The sequence below is a fragment of the Algoriphagus sp. genome (assembly GCF_013373065.1).
Taxonomy (GTDB): Bacteria; Bacteroidota; Bacteroidia; order Cytophagales; family Cyclobacteriaceae; genus Algoriphagus.
This window is the reverse complement of record NZ_JABXIN010000005.1, coordinates 1-22,584: the sequence shown is the minus strand read 5'-3', so window position 1 is coordinate 22,584 and position 22,584 is coordinate 1. Positions and strand designations below refer to the sequence as shown.

Annotated in this window: 24 protein-coding genes; 13 read left to right on the top strand and 11 right to left on the bottom strand. The window is 40.2% G+C overall.

Annotated features, from left to right (window positions below; translation table 11 throughout):
- Positions 1 to 38 precede the first annotated feature (38 nt).
- On the top strand, positions 39 to 1,520 hold the full coding sequence (locus tag HWE15_RS04470) for a carboxypeptidase (protein ID WP_290506306.1): 1,482 nt from the start codon (positions 39 to 41) through the stop codon (positions 1,518 to 1,520).
- Between the two features lie 38 nt (positions 1,521 to 1,558).
- On the opposite strand, the gene HWE15_RS04465 is transcribed toward HWE15_RS04470, so the two are convergent.
- On the bottom strand, positions 1,559 to 2,437 hold the full coding sequence (locus tag HWE15_RS04465) for a glutamate--tRNA ligase family protein (protein ID WP_290506305.1): 879 nt from the start codon (positions 2,435 to 2,437) through the stop codon (positions 1,559 to 1,561).
- 31 nt (positions 2,438 to 2,468) lie between these two features.
- On the opposite strand from HWE15_RS04465, the gene HWE15_RS04460 reads away from it, so the two are divergent.
- Both HWE15_RS04460 and HWE15_RS04455 read left to right on the top strand, forming a co-directional pair.
- A complete protein-coding gene (locus tag HWE15_RS04460; RefSeq protein WP_290506304.1) occupies positions 2,469 to 3,125 on the top strand; it encodes a DUF6503 family protein in 657 nt (218 codons plus the stop codon).
- Between the two features lie 64 nt (positions 3,126 to 3,189).
- Positions 3,190 to 3,915 (top strand): hypothetical protein, encoded by a 726-nt coding sequence (locus HWE15_RS04455; protein WP_290506303.1) that lies wholly within the window; start codon positions 3,190 to 3,192, stop codon positions 3,913 to 3,915.
- Here HWE15_RS04455 and HWE15_RS04450 read toward each other — a convergent pair.
- Positions 3,912 to 4,418: a DUF4442 domain-containing protein gene (locus tag HWE15_RS04450; protein ID WP_290506302.1), complete on the bottom strand. Its 507-nt coding sequence runs from the start codon at positions 4,416 to 4,418 to the stop codon at positions 3,912 to 3,914. The genes HWE15_RS04455 and HWE15_RS04450 overlap by 4 nt on opposite strands.
- 93 nt (positions 4,419 to 4,511) lie before the next feature.
- Here HWE15_RS04450 and HWE15_RS04445 point away from each other — a divergent pair, with 93 nt between their 5' ends.
- The gene (locus HWE15_RS04445; RefSeq protein ID WP_290506301.1) at positions 4,512 to 5,318 is read left to right on the top strand and encodes a M48 family metallopeptidase; all 807 of its coding nucleotides are present in this window, start codon (positions 4,512 to 4,514) and stop codon (positions 5,316 to 5,318) included.
- A 51-nt stretch (positions 5,319 to 5,369) separates the two neighbouring features.
- Here HWE15_RS04445 and HWE15_RS04440 read toward each other — a convergent pair whose 3' ends face one another.
- Together HWE15_RS04440 and murC are read right to left on the bottom strand one after the other, a co-directional pair.
- On the bottom strand, positions 5,370 to 6,176 hold the full coding sequence (locus tag HWE15_RS04440; protein ID WP_290506300.1) for a 3'-5' exonuclease: 807 nt from the start codon (positions 6,174 to 6,176) through the stop codon (positions 5,370 to 5,372).
- A 2-nt stretch (positions 6,177 to 6,178) separates the two neighbouring features.
- Positions 6,179 to 7,534: a Mur ligase domain-containing protein gene (gene murC / locus HWE15_RS04435; protein ID WP_290506299.1), complete on the bottom strand. Its 1,356-nt coding sequence runs from the start codon at positions 7,532 to 7,534 to the stop codon at positions 6,179 to 6,181.
- 96 nt (positions 7,535 to 7,630) lie between these two features.
- Here murC and HWE15_RS04430 point away from each other — a divergent pair, with 96 nt between their 5' ends.
- The 3 genes from HWE15_RS04430 (at position 7,631) to HWE15_RS04420 (ending at position 10,977) form a co-directional block, all read left to right on the top strand.
- Positions 7,631 to 8,332 carry a lycopene cyclase domain-containing protein gene (locus HWE15_RS04430; protein WP_290506298.1) on the top strand — a complete coding sequence of 234 codons (702 nt, stop codon included), beginning with the start codon at positions 7,631 to 7,633 and terminating at the stop codon, positions 8,330 to 8,332.
- 66 nt (positions 8,333 to 8,398) lie between these two features.
- Complete coding sequence (gene dnaB, locus HWE15_RS04425) at positions 8,399 to 9,976, top strand: replicative DNA helicase (protein WP_290506297.1); 1,578 nt, start codon at positions 8,399 to 8,401, stop codon at positions 9,974 to 9,976.
- Between the two features lie 2 nt (positions 9,977 to 9,978).
- Positions 9,979 to 10,977, top strand: coding sequence for a zinc-binding dehydrogenase (locus HWE15_RS04420; RefSeq protein ID WP_290506296.1), 999 nt, complete (start codon positions 9,979 to 9,981; stop codon positions 10,975 to 10,977).
- Between the two features lie 35 nt (positions 10,978 to 11,012).
- Here HWE15_RS04420 and HWE15_RS04415 read toward each other — a convergent pair whose 3' ends face one another.
- Entirely contained in the window at positions 11,013 to 11,348 is a 336-nt protein-coding gene (locus tag HWE15_RS04415) for a tetratricopeptide repeat protein (RefSeq protein ID WP_290506295.1), read from the bottom strand.
- A 75-nt stretch (positions 11,349 to 11,423) separates the two neighbouring features.
- On the opposite strand from HWE15_RS04415, the gene HWE15_RS04410 reads away from it, so the two are divergent.
- The 4 genes from HWE15_RS04410 to HWE15_RS04395 all read left to right on the top strand — a co-directional run bounded on the left by HWE15_RS04410 (position 11,424) and on the right by HWE15_RS04395 (position 15,135).
- Positions 11,424 to 12,161, top strand: a complete 738-nt coding sequence (locus HWE15_RS04410; protein WP_290506294.1) for an electron transfer flavoprotein subunit beta/FixA family protein — start codon at positions 11,424 to 11,426, stop codon at positions 12,159 to 12,161.
- 35 nt (positions 12,162 to 12,196) lie between these two features.
- Positions 12,197 to 13,165, top strand: coding sequence for an electron transfer flavoprotein subunit alpha/FixB family protein (locus tag HWE15_RS04405; protein WP_290506293.1), 969 nt, complete (start codon positions 12,197 to 12,199; stop codon positions 13,163 to 13,165).
- A 5-nt stretch (positions 13,166 to 13,170) separates the two neighbouring features.
- Positions 13,171 to 13,767 (top strand): bifunctional nuclease family protein, encoded by a 597-nt coding sequence (locus HWE15_RS04400; RefSeq protein WP_290506292.1) that lies wholly within the window; start codon positions 13,171 to 13,173, stop codon positions 13,765 to 13,767.
- 84 nt (positions 13,768 to 13,851) lie between these two features.
- Positions 13,852 to 15,135 (top strand): nucleoside transporter C-terminal domain-containing protein, encoded by a 1,284-nt coding sequence (locus tag HWE15_RS04395; RefSeq protein WP_290506291.1) that lies wholly within the window; start codon positions 13,852 to 13,854, stop codon positions 15,133 to 15,135.
- A 64-nt stretch (positions 15,136 to 15,199) separates the two neighbouring features.
- Here the strand turns inward: HWE15_RS04395 and HWE15_RS04390 are convergent, their stop codons facing one another.
- From HWE15_RS04390 to mnmA, 3 genes are read right to left on the bottom strand one after another with little or no spacing between them, the layout of a single operon-like run.
- Positions 15,200 to 16,675 (bottom strand): M28 family peptidase, encoded by a 1,476-nt coding sequence (locus tag HWE15_RS04390; RefSeq protein WP_290506290.1) that lies wholly within the window; start codon positions 16,673 to 16,675, stop codon positions 15,200 to 15,202.
- 58 nt (positions 16,676 to 16,733) lie between these two features.
- On the bottom strand, positions 16,734 to 17,438 hold the full coding sequence (locus HWE15_RS04385; RefSeq protein WP_290506289.1) for a pseudouridine synthase: 705 nt from the start codon (positions 17,436 to 17,438) through the stop codon (positions 16,734 to 16,736).
- A gap of 18 nt (positions 17,439 to 17,456) precedes the next feature.
- Complete coding sequence (mnmA, locus tag HWE15_RS04380) at positions 17,457 to 18,668, bottom strand: tRNA 2-thiouridine(34) synthase MnmA (protein ID WP_290506288.1); 1,212 nt, start codon at positions 18,666 to 18,668, stop codon at positions 17,457 to 17,459.
- Positions 18,669 to 18,870: 202 nt separating this feature from the next.
- Here mnmA and HWE15_RS04375 point away from each other — a divergent pair, with 202 nt between their 5' ends.
- Positions 18,871 to 20,250: an MATE family efflux transporter gene (locus HWE15_RS04375; RefSeq protein ID WP_290506287.1), complete on the top strand. Its 1,380-nt coding sequence runs from the start codon at positions 18,871 to 18,873 to the stop codon at positions 20,248 to 20,250.
- A gap of 182 nt (positions 20,251 to 20,432) precedes the next feature.
- Here HWE15_RS04375 and HWE15_RS04370 read toward each other — a convergent pair whose 3' ends face one another.
- The 3 genes from HWE15_RS04370 to HWE15_RS04360 all read right to left on the bottom strand — a co-directional run bounded on the left by HWE15_RS04370 (position 20,433) and on the right by HWE15_RS04360 (position 22,123).
- Positions 20,433 to 21,053: a hypothetical protein gene (locus tag HWE15_RS04370; RefSeq protein WP_290506286.1), complete on the bottom strand. Its 621-nt coding sequence runs from the start codon at positions 21,051 to 21,053 to the stop codon at positions 20,433 to 20,435.
- Positions 21,054 to 21,131: 78 nt separating this feature from the next.
- Positions 21,132 to 21,800: a CAP domain-containing protein gene (locus HWE15_RS04365; protein WP_290506285.1), complete on the bottom strand. Its 669-nt coding sequence runs from the start codon at positions 21,798 to 21,800 to the stop codon at positions 21,132 to 21,134.
- A 74-nt stretch (positions 21,801 to 21,874) separates the two neighbouring features.
- Positions 21,875 to 22,123 carry an acyl carrier protein gene (locus HWE15_RS04360; RefSeq protein ID WP_290506284.1) on the bottom strand — a complete coding sequence of 83 codons (249 nt, stop codon included), beginning with the start codon at positions 22,121 to 22,123 and terminating at the stop codon, positions 21,875 to 21,877.
- 278 nt (positions 22,124 to 22,401) lie between these two features.
- On the opposite strand from HWE15_RS04360, the gene HWE15_RS04355 reads away from it, so the two are divergent.
- Positions 22,402 to 22,584, top strand: a 183-nt coding sequence (locus tag HWE15_RS04355) for a sugar phosphate nucleotidyltransferase (protein WP_290506283.1), incomplete at its 3' end; no start/stop codon positions are given.

Genomic DNA, 22,584 nt, shown 5'->3' with positions numbered 1-22,584 from the left:
TAGGTCTATCAACTATTTTCCAAGAAAAATTAATCACTATGAAAAAAACGATCTTTGTTCTTTTCCTGGCCTTTATAATTCAGATTACTTGGGCTCAGGAAACACGGAAACTTCCTGTTGAAACCAAAGTTGAAAAAACAGCAGAGGTTACGATTAAAGGAAAGCGTATTCCTTATCGCTCGGTAGCTGGAACGCAGCCGGTTTGGGATGAGCATGGAGAGCCGATTGCGTCATTATTTTACACTTATTATGAGCGAACAGACATAAGCGACAAAACCAAACGCCCTCTTGTGATTTCTTTCAATGGTGGTCCGGGTTCAGCCTCTATTTGGATGCATTTGGCATACACAGGCCCTGTATTGTTGAAAATTGATGATGAAGGATATCCGGTGCAGCCCTATGGGGTAAAAAGTAACCCGCATTCAATTTTAGATGTTGCAGATATCGTTTATGTGGATCCGGTGAATACCGGATATTCTCGAATTATAAATGAAGAGACTCCACGGTCTAAATTCTTTGGGATCAATTCTGATATTGCCTATTTAGCCGATTGGGTAAATACTTTCGTCACCCGTCAAAATCGATGGTCCTCACCCAAGTACCTTATTGGTGAAAGTTACGGAACGACTCGAGTAGCAGGCTTGGTTTCCCGACTTCAAAATTCCCACTGGATGTATTTTAATGGGGTTATTTTAGTTTCTCCAACAGATATGGGAATTGATCGGGGAGGTCCTGTGAAAATGGCTAATTACTTCCCGTATTATGCCGCAACTGCTTGGTATCATGGCCAACTTCCTTCAGATCTTCAAAGTAAGGATTTGGATGAAGTTATCCCCGAAGTTGAAAAATTCGCAGTTGAAGAAGTCTTACCTGCAATGGTAAAGGGTGGAAGTCTTTCTGCATTGGAAAAAGATGCGATGGCGCAAAAAATGGCTCGATATTCAGGATTGGATAAAGAAGTTTTTCTTCAAAACAACCTCATGGTAGGTACAAGTCTTTTCTGGAAGGAACTTCTCCGAGATGAAGGGATGACCGTAGGAAGACTAGATAGTCGCTATAAAGGATTTGATCGGGCAGAAGGTGGGGAGCGCTATGATTTTGATCCAGCTTTGACCAGCTGGAATCATGCTTTTGCCCCAGCTTTTAACTACTATGCAAAGAATGTATTGGGTTTTGAGTCGGATTTAACCTACAATCTCTTTGGTCCTGTTCACCCTTGGGATCGCTCAAACGAAACAACAGGTTATGATCTAGGACAGGCTATGCGTCAGAACCCTTATTTACACTTAATGGTACAATCTGGCTATTTTGATGGAGGAACGGACTTCTTCAATGCCAAGTACAGCATGTGGCATATTGATCCAAATGGGAAGCTGGCAGATCGGATGATATTTAAGGGATACCGATCCGGTCATATGATGTATTTGCGTGCAGAGGATTTAGAAACCTCCAATGAAGACATTCGCCAGTTTATACAAAAATCAATGGTGGGTGAAGGAGTTCCTGCTAAATATGATTAATTTCTGAAAAAGGCCCGGGAGAAAATACCGGGCTTTTTTTATACTTCAACTACTTTTTTGAAATCCTCGTAGCTTTCAATCGGTTCTTGGCTTTTTATCATTTCTCCAATCAACCGAAAAACATCAGCTCGGCTTCTTCCACTCTGTCTTAGTGAATGAATGGAAGTCGCACCTTCGGACTTTGAGAGCTTTTTCCCCTCTGGACTTCTTAACAAGGTATGGTGAAAGAATCTTGTTTTTTCAAAACTATGATTATCAAGAGATTGGGATAAGAATAGTTGAGCTAAGCTTGAAGTAAAAAGATCTTTGCCTCTGACAATCAAATCAACCCCAAACTCTAAATCATCTACAAGAGAAGCCAACTGATACGAAGGCATTGTATCCTTTTTCCTAACGATAAAAAATGCGATGTCCTCTTCAAGCGCAAACTCCTTTTTGTTTCCTAAATAATCCCGAATTGTGATTAGTTCATCTTGAAGCGTATTGATTCTCCAAGCTGCCTCTTTTCTCGTTTTTGGAATATTCCGATCCAAACAATGCCCCAGATAATACCCAGATGAATTCATTTGGCTAATTTTTTTTCGGGAGCAGGTACATGAAAAAAGTAGATTCTTTGCCCATAATTTCTCCATAGCATCACGATATAAATCCATTCGATTGAGCTGAGTCCAGTTTACCAAAAAATCTTCAGGGCTTTTTGGGCCTAAGTCATAATTGATTTCCAAAAAATCCAACGTCTCAAAAATATCCACCAAATACTCCATTCGGAATCGCTCTCGATCTAAATCATCGATTCGAAGCCATATTTTGGCACCTATTTTTTCTGCTAGGACCTTGGTCAATAAGAAGGAATAGGCATTTCCTAGATGAAGGTAACCACTAGGAGTTGGTGCTATTCGAGTCAAATTGTAATTCATGCTTCGAAATTACTTACATTGAAGAATAAAAATGCGCTATTTATCTCTGTTTTCCCTTATTGTTTTTATTTCTTGCCAAGGTCCTCAGGAATCTGAGAATTTAGGATTGGATCTTATTCAAAAATCGATTGCTTTTCATGATCCTTTAAACCATTGGAAGGATTTTAAGGGTACCATGGTAATTCATGACAGTTTGCCTCCTGGAAGGGAGTCTAGAAATTATCAAGTAATGATTGATAACAGCCAATCGATCGTAGAATATATCAAGGAGGATCTTCATTTTAGAGTTTGGCATGATTCGGTAGAGGTTTTAAAGGGTGAGGTTGAAAAAAGTCGAGCCTTAATGCTTCGGAATTATTATACCTATTTGTGGGGCTTGCCTATGAAAATCTTGGACCCGGGTACAACGATAAGCCCAGATGCTACTCGTGAAATGCTGAATGGAAAAGATTACTGGGTGGTGAAGGTTCCCTACGAAAAGGATACATGGTACTTTTATTTAGATCCTAACACCTTCCAACTAGAAGCCTACAAATTTTATCAGGACTTAGAGGCAAAGAAAGGGGAGATTATTTATCTAGATGGATTGTTAGAAGTGGATGGCATGAAAATACCAAAAAACAGAAGCTGGTATCGAACAGAAGTTGATGAGTTTTTGGGAGAAGATAGGCTTATAGGAATTGATTAATCGCTTTTAGGTTCTTTTAACCTGATTAATTTCTCAAAACTTTGACCCCCACTTATTTTTGTTTGTGCTTAGGTTTTGCTTTTCAGTCTTTCTTCTAGCGTATTCAATAGCTTCTTTTGCTCAGACCACTTATTCCGGGAATATTTTGGATAGTCAGGATAAAGGGTTTTTGGAGGATGTATCCGTTATATCTCTTCAAAATAATGAGGAGGTTCTCACAAACTCACGTGGCTATTTTTCATTAAAGTCAATTCCTGGAGATACGCTATTGATAACATTTCCCGGGTTTATCAGCCAACGAATTGTTCTAGAAGAAGAGCGGTTTATTACAATCGAACTTCAAGATAAAGCTCGCTTTCTTCCAACGTTCGAAGTTCGAGATAATTCTTATTCATACAGATTCAAAGATGGTCGTCTGGTTTTAAGGGAAAATGATGAAGCTGCTCTTCCGTCCCGCAAAGGAGAAGCGATTGCAGGAACGCTACCGGAAGGTGGGATGGCTTTCAGCGGGGTGATTTCCTACTTTACAAAAAAAGCACGATTAGCCCGGGAATACGAGAAGAAAAAGGTATGGCACTCCCGCCGGGAAGGATATTATAAAATTATTGAATCGGATTCAATTCGAAGTGGATTGATGGAAAAATATAGGATTGGACCTGCTAGATGGGATGAACTGGTCATTCAATTTAATCAGTTTCATCAGAGTCATGAATTCTTAGACTGGACTGAAGCAAAGGTTATGAAAAGTCTAGAAGAATTCGTGGAAATAGAATCCAGTTTCCTGAATTAGGCCTTTCGCTTGAAGGACCAGGTAACAAAAAATCGGGCGACCATTTCTCCATCTTTATTTTTTCCGGTTGAAATCATCGTCAACTGCGCCGTGTCATTTACATTTAAAGAATCAATCAATTGAAACAATTCGGATCCTTGCTCGCATGAAAAGGTGATTTTTTGGTTCGCTTTTTTATGATATTCCGCTCTAAAATCCACCACCAGCATGCTGAACTTTCCTTTTCCTGCTAGTGCCAGTTGGCATAAGGCACCGGTGCTCAACTCAGCTGCTCCAGCTAAAGCTGCAAAATAGATGGAGCGAAAAGGATTTTGGGATCTCCAGAAATAGGGAATGGTTACTTGGCATTTTTCAGCATCCAAATGTTTGACTCTCAATCTCCAAAAAACTGCTGATGGGAGTTTTGCCAGCATCGCAAACCAAAAAATAAAGGGATTAGACATTTTACGCTGGTAATCCAAAGCTTGGGGATTAAGTTGAATTTCATTTTCGGTGATATCCATATGCTGAAAGTTTTTCTGAATTTAATAAAATTTGAAAGCCAATTTAACTTTGGTATTTTTCTTGAAATATATCATCAAAACTTTAATTAAGACATGAGAAAAACTTTTCTAATATTGATTTCAGGGTTGTTTTTTTATGCTTGTGCCACCGTTCCTCTGACGGGAAGAAAGCAACTGGCGATGGTTTCAAGCGAGGAGATTCAACCCTTAGTCAATGAGCAATATGAAAAGGTTAAAAAGGAATCCAAGCTTTTGACCAACACGGCAGATGGGCAAAAAGTCGTTCAAATTGGACAACGAATAGCAAAGGCTGTAGAGGATTATCTCATTGAATCTGGGTATTCAGATTTGGTTGAGACTTTTGATTGGGAATTTAACTTAATTGAATCTGATCAGGTAAATGCATGGTGTATGCCCGGAGGGAAAGTGGCATTCTATACCGGAATAATGCCCATCTGTCAGGATGAAAATGGAATAGCGGTGGTCATGGGCCATGAGGTTGCTCATGCGGTGGCATCCCATTCAAGAGAAAGAATGTCCAAAGCTTTGGTGCAGCAATTTGGAATGTCTGTTCTTTCTACAGCTATAGGCCAAAATCCTACGCTTACTCAACAAATATTTTATCAATCGGTGGGTATTGGAAGCCAAATAGGTATGCTAGCTTTTTCTAGGCAACATGAATTGGAAGCTGACGAATTAGGATTGATTTTTATGGCCTTGGCAGGATATGATCCTAGAGAGGCACCTGTATTTTGGGAGCGAATGGGGAAAGCAGGAGGGGAAACTCCACCGGAATTCCTATCTACCCACCCGGGACCTGATAGAAGAATTGAGCGATTGAATGAAAATATGCCTAAGGCAATGGAATATTATCAAAAAAGCCAGTCCTCAACCAATTGAATAAAAAAACCGAATCATTGAGAGATTCGGTTTTTTTTGATGACAACTAGCTTATCGATTGTTGAAAGACCGGAGTTTGATTTGAGTGAGTTTTCGTTTGGTGTCCAGCGGGAAATCACCACGCATCATCCAATCGTAATATCCTGGTTCCTCTTTTAATACCTGTTCAATGGTTTTTCCTTTATGTTTTCCAAAATTGAAAACTTCGATTCCCGCAGAATTGAAAATAAACCGACCCGCTAAATCCACCATTTTCTCATTGACCAAATCATGAATCTTTTTCATGTCACTTTCAAAGATTCCCAGTTTATTTCCTTGAAGATCTTCTACCTCTTCTCCTACATAGCGCTTGACTTGTGCCTCGAAAACTTCGACCGTTGCAAGGGTATCAGCTTCTGCACTATGGGCATTTTCTAGATTTTTACCACAATAAAATTTATAGGCGGCAGATAGATTTCTTTTTTCCATAAGGTGGAAAATTTTCTGAGCATCTAATAGATTCCGCTTATCTAAATCAAAGTCAATTCCGCTACGGAGAAATTCTTCTACTAAAAGGGGAATGTCATATTTGAGAACATTGAATCCAGCTAGATCTGAATTTCCTATAAACTGATGCACGTCGCGTGCGATATCTTTGAAAAAGGGTTTATCCTTTACGTCCTTATCATAGATTCCGTGAATAAGGGATGATTCTAAAGGAATAGGAATAGTAGGATGAACTCGCTGGGTGTAAATTTTGCGCTCTCCATCTGGAAATAATTTCACAAGAGAGATTTCTACTATCCGGTCGGTCCCGATATTGGTTCCCGTTGCTTCAAGATCAAAAAATACAAGAGGGTTTCTAAGTTCTAAGCTCATGGTTAATTGAATTTTTCACGAATGGTTTGAAGGTCCATGTTATCATAATTCCCGGAACTCATGAGTAAGAGATTGGTATTGGAATAATCCTTATTCAAGAGATAATGATGAAGTAATTTACTGTCAGTGAAAAGCTTTAAATCTGTACGATTGAATCCTTTTTGAAGCGTTTCTTCATCCATGAGTTCCAATTTTTTCAAGGATGCAGCATGAGGATTCATGTAAATAATTGCCTCATCAGCTGCATTCATTGTATTTGCATAGTTAGGCAGAAAATCCTTATTCAACGAAGAATAGGTGTGTAATTCCTGTACAGCAATCAATTTTCTGTTAGGAAATTGCTTTTTTACTGCCTCGGTCGTTGCTTTTAATTTGGAAGGTGCATGTGCAAAGTCCCGAAATAAAGAGGCCTCAGGTTTTGATTCTAGCCTTTCCAGTCGTTTGGCTGCTCCCTTAAAGGATTGAATGGATTCAAAAAACTGACTTTTAGTCAATCCTAGTTCTAAGCAAACGTTAAGTGCTCCGCTTAAATTTTGAAGGTTGTGATCTCCAAACAAGTAAATAGGTGTCCAACCCTTATCTGTTTCTAAAGCAGTGACTCCATTTTGGATTTGGGCAGGAAAAGCTCGGTAGGGGATTTTTTTACCCTTTATGACTGTTTGTCCTGCCATTTCTCGAACCAATGTATCCTCTTCACAATAGATCAAAGCACCTGATGGAGGAGTCATTTCCATTAAGTCTTTGAATAAGTTTTTATAAACTTCAAAGTCCGGGAAAACATTGAAATGATCCCAGGCAATGCCGGAAATCAAAGCAATATCGTGGTGGTAATGGATGAATTTTGGACGTCGGTCAAGGGGAGAGGTCAAATATTCATCGCCTTCAATAATGATAATTGGAGCATCGGATAAACCCACCATTAAATCAAAGCCTTCTATTTGCGCTCCTACGAGGTAATCAAATTTCAATTGTTGATCCTTCAATACATGAAGAATCATGGAAGTGATGGTTGTTTTTCCATGTGAACCCGCAATGACAACGCGTTTTTTGTTTTCACTTTGTTTAAAAATGAATTCAGGAAATGAATAAATAGGGATGCCCAAGTCCTTTGCCTTCTGAAGTTCCGGATTATCAATCCGTGCATGCATTCCTAAAATAATCCCATCCAGACCGGGATGGATTTTCTCAGGAAACCATCCGAAAGCAGGGGGTAGAATCCCAGCTTTTTCCAAGCGGCTTCGGGATGGTTCGTAGATTTCATCATCCGATCCAGTTACCTGATGGCCTTTTTTCACTAATGCTAGTGCCAAATTGTGCATAATCGCACCACCAATAGCAATAAAGTGGTAGCTTTTCATAAAGGGTGTTTTAGTTTTCGACATAAAATTAAATCTTTGCCAAAGCTTATGGTAATGGGATCACTTTTATTTTCAAATGAATTTTCTGGGTAATCTATGGATGACAAATACGCTTATCTGACACTCTCTTTACTTTACATGTTGGCATGGGCTGTGGTCTATTGGAAAAGTCCTTGGAAAAAGGGGATGGTAAAAGTCGGTGCGGTAGGAGGTTTAATGGGGGTAATTGCCGAGGTATGGTATTTTCGGGATTATTGGCGACCTCCCACCTTGTTTGGAGAAGCGGTGGCAGGAATTGAAGATTACCTCATTGGCTTTGCACTCTTTGGGGTAGGAGGATATATCCATTCCTCTTTCACAAAATTGGAGATCGATTATGAAAAGCATACTCCGGCTAAAAATCGTGATTTCTTCATTCTTTTCCTTTTGGGATGTACTAGTCTCACTGTTTTCAGCGTGGTTCTGGGAATCCATTCAGGTTATGTTACCTTTTTGACTTTCTTCTTTCTTTCAGTTTACATTTGGTTTCAGCGACCTGACCTCATCCATATTTCAATAAAGTCTGCTTTTGCTACTTTGGGGATTTCCTTTCTGATTTATTATGTGAATTTTAATCTGTTATTTCCTCATTTTTGGGATAAATATGGGATGTTGGAAAAACCGGTTTTAGGATTCCGAATCCTAAATATCCCACTCTCAGAAATGCTTTGGCATTTTACATGGGCCATGCTTTGTAGTATGTTCAGAGGCTATCGAAACGGCGTTTATTATAAGAACCCAAAAGTATTGCAGGCTTGATTTTTGTGGACAAGTTTTGGATAACTTGTTTAAAACTACTTACCGAAAGAAGGTACATTTGTTCCTATGAGTGAAAGACCAGCCAACCTTAGAAATAGCCGTAAAAAGCCAGTACACGATAATCCGAATACCCTAGGAAAAATTCCTCCTCAGGCAGTTGAATTAGAAGAAGCCGTTTTGGGTGCATTAATGCTTGAAAAAGACGCATTAACCCAGGTCATTGATATTTTAAAAGTAGAAAGCTTTTACAAAGATGCTCATCAGGTTATTTTCCAGGCTATTTTGGATTTATTCCAAGATTCTCAGCCGATTGATTTGCTGACCGTGACTTCTCAACTTCGGAAAAACGGAACCCTGGAAGTAGCAGGTGGGGCTTTTTACATTACTGAACTAACTTCAAAAGTTTCTTCGGCTGCAAATATTGAATATCACGCCCGTATTATCACGGAGCAAGCCATCAAACGCGAGTTGATCCGAATTTCTTCAGAAATTCAGAAAAACGCATACGAAGAGACTACGGATGTCTTTGAGCTTCTCGATGATATGGAACAATCACTTTTTGAGATTTCAGAGAAAAATATCCGTAAAAATTACGCAGATATGCGGTCTATCATGCGGGAAGCAATCGCAGAGATGGAGTCCAAAAAAGATCAAAAAGATGGTTTGACAGGGGTACCATCTGGATTTACGGCTTTGGACCGGGTAACTTCAGGATGGCAAAAATCTGACTTAGTGATTATCGCGGCTCGTCCTGCTATGGGTAAAACGGCTTTTGTGCTATCTGTACTCAGGAATGCTGCTGTCGATCACAGTCGCCCTGTAGCAATTTTCTCCTTGGAAATGTCTTCTGTACAGTTGGTCAATCGACTTATTTCTTCAGAAGCTGAATTGGATTCTGAGAAAATCAAAAAGGGAAGTCTCCAGGAGCATGAATGGGCGCAATTAGTCCATAAAACTGCCAAACTTTCTAAAGCACCTCTTTTTGTGGATGATACTCCAGCGTTGTCAATCCTGGAACTTCGTGCAAAAGCAAGAAAATTGAAGGCCCAGCATGATATTCAAATGATCGTTATCGATTATTTGCAATTGATGTCGGGAGATTCCAAAGGTGGTGGCGGCGGAAACCGTGAACAAGAAATCGCAAGTATTTCTCGAGCTTTGAAAAAAATCGCCAAAGAACTCGAAATTCCGGTGATTGCCCTTTCCCAGCTTTCCCGAGCTGTGGAAACTAGGGGAGGAGACAAACGACCTCAACTTTCTGACCTTCGGGAATCCGGTGCGATCGAACAAGATGCAGATATGGTCATGTTTCTTTATCGTCCTGAGTATTATGGAATTCTACAAGATGAGAATGATGCCAGCACTCAAGGTGTTGGAGAAGTGATCATTGCAAAGCACAGAAATGGTTCCTTGGATACAGTCAAGCTTCGATTTATTGGAAAATACACCAAATTCACCGATTTGGATACCTTTGGAAATTTCCCTCCTAATCAGCCAGTGGAACCGCTCTATGGAAATAAATTTTCTGCTCAATCTACAGGGGCTTCTAATTTTGACCAATCGCAGACGGTCAAATTTACCAGTAAAGCAAACGATGATTTTGATGATTTTATAGGTAGTCCTGGCGAGCCTACACCGTTTTAAGAATGAAAGGAATTGTACTAGATAGAACTTTACCAGGCCAAATTGATTTTAGAGAGATTCCTGAAAATCAATTGCAAGCTGACCAAGTAAAAATACGCATTAAAGCAGCCGCACTTAATCATCGGGATGAGTGGTGCCGCCAAGGACTTTATCCCAATATTTCGGACGGGGTCATCCTGGGTTCTGATGGGGCTGGTGTTGTAGAAGCTGTAGGTAGTCAAGTTACTAATTGGAAGGTTGGAGATGAAGTGATTATCAATCCTGCTTTATTTTGGGGAAATGATCAGCGTGTACAATCCCGTGATTTTCAAATTATCGGGATGCCCAGCCATGGAACTCTGGCGGATTTCATCATTGTATCTTCGGATAGAATATTTCCGAAGCCCTCTCATCTTTCGTGGGAAGAGGCAGCCTCTCTACCTTTAGCAGGTTTGACTGCCTATCGGGCCTTGGTTTATCAGGGAAAAATCCAAGCAAGCGATCGGGTTTTGATCACAGGATTTGGGGGAGGGGTTGCTCAGTTTGCTGCGCAATTTGCAATTCAAAAGGGAGCTTCTGTCTATGTAAGTAGTAGCAGTTCCGAAAAGATCCAAAAAGCCGAAGCTTTAGGGGCAATCAAAGGATTTAATTACAAGGAAGCGAACTGGGTGGAGAAGGCCTTGGAAGAAATGGGAGGCTTTGATCTGATTATTGATGGCGCTTCCGGAGATCAACTTAATCAGTTGATCAAGGTTGCCCGACCTGGAGGAAGGATTGTGATTTATGGGGCCACCTTGGGAAATCCCAAAACCATGGAAGCGAGGAGGATTTTTTGGAATCAATTGAAGATTATCGGTAGCACGATGGGATCGGATGAGGATTTTAAGTCTATGTTGGATTTTGTAAATCAACAAAAAATTCATCCATTGGTGGATCAAGTTTTTCCTTTTGAAAGGGCTAAGGAAGCTTTTGATCGGATGCGAGCTGGGGATCAAATGGGTAAAATAGTTTTGATTCCTTAAAGAACGAGCTTTTACAATCCATTTCAAATCTTCATTTATTCATCCAGATCATTTTCGAATATGAAGTTTTGATAGGCATTTTGAAGCTCCTGAAGGGTTTTTCTTTCAGACTGCGAACGGGCAAGTTCTATCCCTTTTTCAAATATATTTTTGGCTTTTTCCAAGTCATTCAAAGCTGAAAAAAAATGAGCCGCAGGATAGTAGGTTGGGAGATAATCCGAGAAATCCGCGAGCAGTTTTTCAAAATATCCTGAAGCTTTTTCAGGTTGGGATTCCTGGGTTTCTAATGCAAGCGCGTACCAATTGAAAGGCTCCTTTGGTTCCTCTTGGGCAAATTGTTCTAAAAGCTTTAAACGGCCCAAATTGCTCATTGAATTGTTTTTTTAATTAAGGTCTTACTATTATTTTCACGCAAAATAAATCTAAAATAATCTAATCCTAAACCAATGAATATTCTTGTTTGTATCACACACGTTCCAGATACGACTTCCAAGATTCAATTTACAGATAACAACACCAAATTTGATTCGACTGGAGTTCAATTTATTATCGGTCCTTATGATGACTACGCTTTGGCTAGGGCGGTAGAGTTGCGGGATCAAACAGGTGGAAAATTAACCGTTTTGAATGTTGGTTTAGCTGAAAGTGATCCGACTTTGCGTAAAGCGCTTGCAATCGGCGCTGACCAAGCTATTCGAGTTAATTCAGAACCTAAAGATTCTTTCTTTGTAGCAAAACAAATTGCTCATTATGCTAAAGAGGGCGGTTATGATTTGATTTTGATGGGAAGAGAATCCATTGATTTCAATGGTGGAATGGTTCATGGGATGGTAGGAGAACTTTTGGGTATGCCATCATTTTCTCCGGTAATGAAATTGGATGTAGAAGGAACCACTGTGAAAATGGCAAGAGAAATTGAGGGTGGAAAAGAGATGCTAGAAGCTAGCCTTCCGTTGATCGCAGGTTGCCAGGAACCAATCGCAGAATGGAAAATCCCAAACATGCGTGGTATTATGTCTGCTCGTACCAAGCCTTTGAATGTGGTCGAGCCTGTTTCTGATGAAACGCAAGCTGTAGCTTCCCAATACCAACTCCCACCTGCAAAAGGTGCGGTTAAGCTGGTGGACAAGGATCATGTAGAAGAACTAGTAAAATTGCTTAAAAACGAAGCAAAGGTTCTTTAATTCAAATTATTTAACTATTTTAAATTCAGATATTTATGTCAATTTTAGTATATATAGAACACGCAGAGGGAAAAGTAAAGAAGACGAGTTTGGAAGCCGTATCTTTTGCAAATGCACTTTCTGCGAAAACCGGTCAAGGAGATGTTGTAGCGGTTGCTTTGGGAACAATTGCTGATTCTGAGTTGGCAGCTGTTGGAAAAGCGGGTGCGTCAAAAGTATTGCATGCTTCTGATGATCGTTTGACTGCTGGAGTAATTCAGGCTCATGCAAGTGCTGTTGCTCAAGCATTCGAAAAAGTTGGCGCAAAGACAGTGGTATTAGCTAAATCCTCTTTGGGTGATGCTGTTGCTGCTCGATTGGCGATTAAAATCAATGCTGGCTTGGTTTCCAATGTGGTTGAATTGCCTGATACGAGTTCAGGATACAAAGTGAAGCGAAGTATTTTCACTGGAAAAGCCTTTGCAGAAACAGAGGTTACCACTGAAAACAAAATCTTAGCCATTAAGAAAAACGCGGTAGATCTGAAAACTGATGGTGCCGATGCAACTGTCGAGCAATTGACCGTTTCACTAAGTGATGCTGACTTTGCATCAAAAATCACTGCAACAGAACGGGCTACCGGTGAGGTTTTGCTTCCTGAGGCTGACATTGTAGTTTCTGGAGGTCGTGGATTGAAAGGTCCTGAGAATTGGGGAATGATCGAAGACTTGGCAAAAACGCTGGGTGCAGCAACGGGTTGCTCTAAGCCGGTATCTGATATTGGATGGAGACCTCATCACGAACACGTAGGACAAACAGGGGTAAAAGTTGCTCCGAGTTTATATATCGCAATAGGAATTTCAGGTGCTATTCAGCATCTTGCAGGGGTAAACTCTTCAAAGTGCATTGTAGTTATCAATAAAGATCCAGAGGCTCCTTTCTTTAAAGCGGCTGATTATGGAATCGTTGGGGATGCATTTGAAGTAGTTCCTAAGTTGAATGAAGCACTAAAAGCTGAACTTTAATTTTTGTGGAAAAAGAAATTGAACTGGAAATTTTAGGTCTTTCGTCTAACCACTCTCAGTCGGGTTCATTTACATTGGTACTCGGAGAAGTGGGAGGAATTAGAAGGTTGCCCATTGTCATTGGCATGTTTGAAGCACAAGCCATCGCTTTGGAAATCGAGAAGATCGTTCCCAATCGACCCATGACGCATGATTTATTCAAGTCTTTTGCGAATGGGTTTAATGTGGAAATAGATCGAATCGTGATTACAGACATGAAAGAGGGTGTTTATTACGCCAAAATCATGTGCAAAAGTGACCTTGCTGAAGTAGAAATAGATGCCCGGCCTTCTGATGCCATTGCGATTGCAATTCGCTTTGGTTGCCCGATTTTCTCTAGTGAAAAAGTGATGTCAGAGGGTGCAGTAGAGCATTTTGATGTCGAGAGTACCGAACCCCAGTCTTCTAAACCTTCCGCAAAACCTAGTTTTTCTGCTAAAAAAGAACCATCCTTAAAAGACTATAGCTTGGACAAGCTTAATCAGCTGTTGGAAAAAGCGATTAATAATGAGGATTATGAAAAAGCAGCAAGAATTCGGGATGAAATCAACAAGCGAAATTAAATTTTAATGAAAGCCTGAGTAATCAGGCTTTTTTCTTGTCTTTGGCTTCTCTATTTTTGGCCCGATTGAATCATTAACATTTCTATGGATTATATACGAGGAGCATTTGGACTATTTGTTATTGTAGTCATTGCCTATATTTTTTCAGCGAATAGGAAAAAAGTCGATTGGCGTCTGGTTCTTATCGGAATTGGACTGCAGTTGACTTTCGGACTCTTGATTACCAAAGTTCCTTTAGTAGCAAGTGGATTTTCTGCTCTTTCTAGTGCTTTTGTAAAGTTTTTGAGCTTTAGTGAAGAAGGTGCCCGGTTTATATTCGGAGACCTTGCAGGGGATAGCTTCGGTTTTATTTTCGCCTTTAAGGTTTTACCGACCATTATCTTTTTCTCAACTGTTTCGGCGGGACTCTATTATTTAGGAATACTTCAAAAGGTTGTATTTGGGATTGCTTGGGTGATGGCGCGAACCATGCGCCTTTCGGGTCCGGAGAGCCTTTCAGCTGCAGGGAATATTTTTCTGGGTCAAACGGAAGCGCCTTTATTGGTGCGGCCATTTATTCCCAATATGACAAAATCTGAATTGATGTGTTTGATGACAGGGGGGATGGCAACTATTGCTGGTGGAGTTTTGGCGGGTTATGTAGCCTTTTTGGGGGGAGATAGCTTGGAGGAACAAAGTAGATTTGCAGCTTATTTATTAGGCGCAAGTATTATGAATGCACCAGCCGCTATCGTTCTTTCAAAGATTTTTATTCCAGAAGTAGAAAAAGAGCCGACTCAAGAAAAACTGGAGGTCAATAAAGAAAGCATGGGGGTGAACTTGATTGATGCCATGTCTATTGGGGCATCGGAAGGTCTAAAACTTGCCCTTAATGTAGGTGCAATGCTATTGGCTTTTATTGCTGTGATTGGGGCAGTGAATTATTTCTTGGAAGACATCATTGGAGGAATGACTGGAATAAATGGGTTTATCCTAGATTCTACAGCTGGACAATTCTCCGGTTTTTCATTGGAATATATCTTTGGCCAGATTTTTAGAGTATTTGCCTGGGTAATCGGAGTAGAATGGGGGGATACCTTGCAGGTAGGAAGCTTGTTGGGGCAAAAAACCGTAATCAACGAATTTGTAGCCTATTTAAGCCTTTCTGAGATGAAGGCTGCGGGTTCTCTTTCTGATAAATCAATTGTGATAGCAACTTATGCTTTGTGCGGGTTTTCCAATTTCAGTTCAATAGCTATTCAGTTAGGTGGGATTGGAATCATTGCTCCAAATAAGCAGGGGACCTTGAGTAAACTTGGGTTGATTTCGCTTTTTGCAGCATCCCTGGCTTGTCTGATGACAGCAACGATTGCCGGTATGCTGTTTTAAATGGAATTTGAGGAAATAAAGAAGGTCGGCTTCAAACCGACCTTTTTTGTTGAGATGATTTTGATTATTTCAAACCATATAATTCCTTCGATGCATCTTCATATTTATCACCTGCATTCCAAACTGGTTTATTAGGGTCGTTAGCAATTAATTGCGCAGCCAGAATGTAAGACTTCCAATATTTCACTGCATAATCCAAATCGAAATTGTCTACTTGATCCCCAGGTTTGTGGTAATATTTGTTGATTTCGTCATCAAATGCTCGGAAACCTAATGAGAATGTTGGAGCTGGAACGCCTTTTCTTGCAAAATTCACATTGTCGGAACGGTCATAAAGACCTTGCTCAGGTGCCGGGTCAGCGATTGCCTCCAATCCAAATTCACTTACTGCTTGGCTAATCAAAGGATCACTAGAGGTCCGTCCCAAACCAATAACCGTCACCACTTCCGTATCGTTGTAACCACCATTATCAATGTTCAAATTGAAAATAATTTTATCCAAGGGTATCAGTGGGTTTTCAGCAAAATAGGCAGATCCAAGAAGGCCTTTTTCCTCAGCTGTCCAAAGCGCAAAAATGATAGAACGTTTAGGGGGATTTTTAGCAAAGTATTTTGCAGCGTTTAGAACGGCTACTGTTCCAACCGCATTGTCTCTTGCGCCATTATAAATAGAATCACCAGTAGCATCAGGAGTACCAACACCCACGTGATCGTAGTGAGCTGAAAGAAGTAAAAATTCATCTTTCAAATTCTCATCTGTTCCCTCAATCCATCCCAGTACATTTTTTCCTTCAATTGCGCGATTTTCCTTGCCTTGGATATTCAACTGAGCATTCTTAATGCTGCCTTCACTGATTTTTTGAGGGATTGAATTTTCTAAGTCCTTGATCCATACATAAGGAACTTTAGAGCTTTCTCCCTGGTCAATACCCATGGTAGGACGATTGAGAAAATTAGCGATCAATTGCCAAGGAACAGAAGGAATATTGAATCGTTCCACTAAAGCTATGGCTCCAGCTTCCTGCGCACGCGCTGTTTTTTCTCTACCCGCAGCAAAAAGTTGTGCAGGACTCATTCTGTCGGGTGCACCTACATTAGTCAGAACGACTTTTTCTTTAAGATATTTGCCGGCAAAGTCCTCTGCCGAACCAAAACCCAAATCAACTACCTCAAATTCTCCTGATAAAGCCTGACCATCCAAAACAAGCATTTCTTTTCCCTGGGAATACTCTGTGTCACCCAATGATAAAGTTCCTTCCTTTGGAGGTGTAGAGAGCCTGAAAGGGATGTTTTGAAAGTAACCGTCAGCACCTGGAACAGGCATGGCGCCATATTCTTTCAATTGATCTGCAATGTAGTTGTAAGCCATGCTAATTTCAGGTCGAGCTGGATCGCGTCCCATCAATTCATCGGAGGCCAAATAAGTAAAGTGACCAATAGCTTCTTTTTCTTTGAATCTTTTCTCAACCTGCTTCTTTTGTGCCCAAGAAGGAGTTGAGAGGACTAGCAAAAGCCCTAGCAAAAGCGAAATATTCCTCATTGTGTTTATTTATTTGGCTGAAAATAAAAATAAAAGCAGGAAAGGTTACTACCCATTTTTAAACTTCTTTTTCTGGAAAGTGTAAATTCCTTAAAACCGTCCGAAAGTGTACAGGAATTTCTGCTTTTATCTGGATCAATTGCTGGGTTTTGGGATCCTTGAATTCTAATCGATATGCGTGAAGCAATAAGTTTTGTAGGTTGAATTGCTTTTCGAAAAACTTATTTTGTTTGTTGTTTCCATGCTTCTTATCGCCAATAATATAATGTCTTGCTTGTGCTAAATGTATTCTGATTTGATGGGTTCTTCCTGTTAGAGGATGGAGGGATAGAAGTGAATATCGACTCGTTGGATAGCGCCCTGTAGTATCAAAAGGGATTTCAACGGAATGGACTAATTCATAATCAGTTTTCGCAGCTTGAAGCTTTCCACTTCGTTCGTTTTCCAATTCACGTTCAAATGAGCCTTTTTCAATAGAAGGAATTCCCCGAACAAGGGCTAGATAGGTTTTTTTGACGCTCCGCTCTGAAAATTGAGCCTTCAATAAGCTTAGTATTTCTTTGTTTTTTGAGAAGAGAAGGACTCCAGAGGTGGGGCGGTCCAATCGATGAACAGGAAAAATGTGCTGTCCGAGTTGATCTCGAAGGAGTTGAAGGGCAAAATGCTCTTTTTCACCCGCTGCTAATTTGGTCCGATGGACCAAAAGACCTGCAGGTTTGTTTATTGCAACCCAATCATTTGTTTCTTGAAGAATTTCGATCACAAGGCTTTTTGGCTAAGTCTAAAAAATAGTACCTGAACCTATACACTCATCGCCTTCATACCATGCAACAAACTGACCAGAGGCAATCCCTTTTTGAGGCTCGTCAAATAGAAGGTAAAGCCCATTTTCTTTTTGGATAAGGGTAACGGCAGATAGGGGCTGTCTGTACCTAATTCTCGCTTGATATCGAGCCGTTTGACCTGGTGAAAGGCTTAAATCTCTTCGGATCCAATGGACTTGATCATTTTTTACAAAAAGAGCATATCGAAGTAACCCAGGGTGATCTTCACCCAGACCGGTATAGATTACATTTTCTCGGGTATCGGTAGCAATGACAAATAAAGGTTTGCCAGTACCACCTACTTGCAGCCCTTTTCGCTGTCCAATGGTGAAATAATGGGCACCATTATTCTCTCCAACCACTTTTCCTTGTCCTTTTTGATATTGAATAGGTAAAGACAAATTATCCAAAGTAGTTTGATCTAATTCTGAGGGATCAATCCCAGCAGGAATTTTGTATTTGGAAAACACTGGTAGGTCATCCGGAATTTGGATGATGGGGCCTCTTTTCGGTTTTAGTTGTTGCTGTAAAAATTCAGGAAGGCGAACTTTTCCAATAAAACACAATCCTTGAGAATCCTTTTTTTCTGCAGTAATCAGGTCCAAATCTTTAGCGATTTGCCTTACTTCTGATTTTTGAAGATGTCCGATGGGGAAAAGTGCCTTTGCCAACTGTTCTTGTGTCAATTGACAGAGAAAATAGCTCTGATCTTTATTGGAGTCGGCACCAGCTTTCAATTGATAAACAGGTTCTCCGTTTACCAGAATTTCTCCTTTTTGGCAATAATGACCTGTAGCCACAAAATCAGCTTTTAACTTTTGGGCAGCTTTGAGGAAAATGTCAAACTTGATTTCACGATTACAGAGAATATCAGGGTTGGGTGTTCGTCCTGCTTCATACTCGGCAAACATGTAATCCACGATTCGTTCTCTGTATTCTCCGCTGAGATCGATGGCTTGGAAGGGGATACCAAGCTTTTCAGCAACGAGCATGGCATCAGTTGAATCCTCCATCCAAGGGCATTCATTGGAAATGGTGACAGATTCATCGTGCCAGTTTTTCATAAACATTCCAATGACCTCATAGCCCTGTTCTATCAAAAGGTGGGCAGCCACGGAACTATCAACTCCGCCGGAAAGTCCGACTACGACTCTTGTTTTTTTATTCATCATCATTCACGTTATGGATTCAAGGTCCATAGGTGGTTCAATTGTGGAAAACTGATCTAGTACCTCTAGAGTTCAATATTGAATCAAATATCCAAAATTATAGGTAGCTAACCTGCTTTGAAGAAGTAATTATCTGACAATTTCCTCTGTACCATAGAAAAAGAAGTATTTTTGGCGCTCTTTCAAATTTTTCAATCCTGTTATGAATTTTCAATTGATCAAAGATGCTCTTTCTGGAAAGGAACAGGATTTTACTAGCCTTTCCTTAAAAACGGCAATTTTTGTCTTAGCTCTGCCAATGATTCTTGAAATGATGATGGAATCATTATTCGCTGTGGTAGATATTTTTTTTGTGGCCAAACTTGGTCAAAACGCCATTGCTACTGTTGGACTAACTGAATCAGTGGTTGTTTTGGTTTATGCCGTTGGATTTGGAATCAGCATGGCGGCCACTGCACTAATTTCAAGAAGGTTTGGTGAAAAAGAATACAAGGAAGCCGGTTCTTCAGCTTTTCAATTGCTTCTAGTTGGTGGTACGATATCTCTTATCTTCAGCATTCTAGGAGTTTGGTTTGCAGCTGATATTCTGAATTTGATGGGGGCTGAAGAGGAGGTCATCCAGAATGGAGCTGGTTTTACAAAGATTATTTTCGGGGGCAATGCCGCTATTCTCCTGCTTTTTCTAATTAATGGAGCATTTCGCGGAGCTGGGCAGGCACATCTCGCGATGCGTTCCTTATGGATATCCAATGGTTTAAATATTCTCCTTGATCCTATTTTAATCTTTGGGATAGGATCCTTTGACGGGTTTGGATTGGAAGGGGCAGCTTGGGCAACTACTACCGGAAGGGGACTAGGGGTAATCTTTCAATTATATCATCTTCTCAATGGAAAGCATAGACTTCGCATTACCGCTGAAAATCTTCAGGTTAAGTGGAAAACCATTCGGAAGATCATAGATATTGCGATTGGTGGTATGGGGCAATTTTTGATTGACTCGGTATCCTGGCTAGCCTTAACTCGGATGAATGCAGAATTTGGTTCTGCGGCTTTGGCAGGCTATACGATTGCGATGCGGGTATTGATTTTTACCATTCTTCCGGCTTGGGGAATTTCAGGTGCTGCAGCCACACTAGTAGGTCAAAATCTCGGGGCAAAAGAAATTAAAAGAGCCGAAGATGCTGTCTGGTTGACTACTTGGTATTGTGTCATTTTTATGGGAGCAGTTACCGGAATTTACCTGTTGTTCTCGGATCAACTAGCAGGTCTTTTTACGGATATTGAAGAGGTTCAGCAGATAGCTTCTCAGGGACTTTGGGTAATTGCTATTGGGTATGTCTTCTTCGCCGTAGGGATGGTATTGACTCAAGCATTCAATGGGGCTGGAGATACCCGAACACCGGCTTGGATTAATGTTGGCGTACTTTGGTTTATGGAAATCCCTTTAGCTTGGGGATTAGCCTTTGTTTTTGATTTAAAATATCTGGGGATTTTTATCGCAATTGCTACAGCTCATTCACTTCATGCGGTGGTTTCCTGGTATTTCTTTAGAAAAGGAAGTTGGAAGCGGGTAGCTATCTAAAAAAAGTCGATTTGATCCTCAAATCGACTTTTTTTTGTTATTGACCTTAGTTCAATGAAACGAATTTACTGTCAACCGTTTCATCTATAAAATAGATTTTCTTTCCGCCAAATGATCTACTTTCTGAGTTATAAGCCGCTACTTGTACAATTCCCTGACTTGTTGATCTTAAGGCGCTTTATTCAGATGCCCGAAAAGGTTGCCGAAGTGCTTCGAGCCTCTTTAGTAATTACTTCTCTACCGTCTGAAATCACCCAAAGTAGATTGTCCACATTGGAAGGAATTCCTTCAATGCTGAGGGAAACATCCCCTCCAAGTGCAATATCGTCTGGAACGCTTGCATTAAATCGGACCACGCCGGGCATTACTTTTCCAGTCGTATGGGAGAAGCTATCAAAGCCGTTTCCACCTGCTACATTCCAGTCATTCGCTTGACCGGAGTTGATCCCCAATGTCACAGCTGTAAAATCATTGACATAGGTATTATTTACATTTTGAAGCGCAAAATCATTCAGACTTACCTCTCCAACACTCACTAGACTACTGCTTCCTCCAGAAGAGGAATAGAAATTAGCATTTCCTACGTCTAACAAAATGTCAGAAATTCCCGGGACTGTGGGGGTTCCAGATGGTAAATTGGATTTTGCTTTGATAGCTGCCAAAACGCCATCTGCATCTCCGGGAGTTGGTATGGGATTGCTCTGAGTTTGCTGTTGAGGATCTTCATCATCACCATTGCAAGATGTTCCCATCCAAACGATTGTTGCAGAAAGAATTAGAATTTGAAAAATTTTAAGTTTCATGGTTTTGAAAGTTTAGTATAACAGTTCAAAACTCTCTAAAAGCCTATTCTAAAACCATACGACATATGCCGTATTTAACTAGTCACTAAAGCATTGCACATTCATAAAATAGGGCATATTATAAAATTTTTTCTCCCCGTAAACTTGGGAACCACAACCCATTTTTTTGAAAGCTGGATTTAAAATATTCTGCCGATGTCCAGGAGATTCCATCCATAGCTTAACAATTTCTTCCGCGTAAGATAAATACGTATGGAGAGGAACAGGTTCGATTCTTGGAGTATTAGCATAGGTGAAAAGCCCGGGCTGTTGGGGAGGATTGACCATTCTCCCATATTCATAATCCAATCCTGAAGTATTGCTGATGTTTTCTGCAATTAAGGTGGGGTTTAATCCAACTATCTGAAATCGGTCCCTTAGTTTCCGCTTATTTCGGATTTTACTTTGATGACTGTAAAAGCCATAAGTAGCCATATCATAAGCATGTCCTGCAGCCAACATTTCTATTTTGAGAGAATATTCCAATGGTTCCAATCCATGTAATATCCTTTGTCTGTTGGTCACAAAAAATATACTCGCATGGAGGAGAGGATAATTTATATCCGTAAGATCCAGCGTTTTTGAAATTGACTTAAGCTTGAAAAATTCCTCTTTCGAATAATGGTAAAGATTATTCGGAGATCCTTCTTGTGAAAAGGATGGAAATGAAATCAAAAGAAAGGCAAATAAACCGAAAAGCTTCTTCATGCGGAGAAGGAGTTGGAATTTACTCATTCAACACGCTGAAGAAGCCTTTTTATTGTGATTAGATAGCTTCTAGATTAATTGTCTTGTTGAATTTCGAGAAACAAAGCAATTAATTCTTTTGGAGTTGAAGCATTACGGATTTTTTCTTCCTGTAGTTGCTGTTGCAGATGATACTCCAGTTCAAAGATTAGCCCATTGACAAAAACCGGATCCATCTTTAGTTTTTCAATAAAATGGTCGTTTTTTCGGGAACCTGATAAGCTGATTCCATAGGAGTGAAAGACTTCCACCGCCTTCTTGAGTTGTGAATATTGTTGGTTCATTTTCAAAAGTTTAAGTCCTTTTATTACCACTTGAATGAAGATTTTTCAAGGCGTTGATCTTATAAACGGATAAATAAGGTTTTGTTTCAATTAAAAATTCCCTCCATTGAATTTTTTGAATAATGTCAAAAAAATGAGCAATTGGACAAAAGTCACATGATTTACATCTTGTGAAATTGTAAACCCATATATGTTGAGGATTAATTTTCTCAAATAAGCTCCAATTCGTAGCTTTGGCCGGATTATTTTAGCACTAGACTGTTACAATTTTAGGAGACATGAAAGGAATTATTTTAGCCGGAGGCTCAGGAACTAGACTTTATCCCTTAACCATTGCTGTGAGTAAGCAATTGATGCCTGTATATGATAAACCAATGATTTATTATCCACTTTCGGTTTTGATGATGGCAGGAATTCGGGAAATATTGATTATCACGACGCCAGAAGACTCCGAGTCCTTT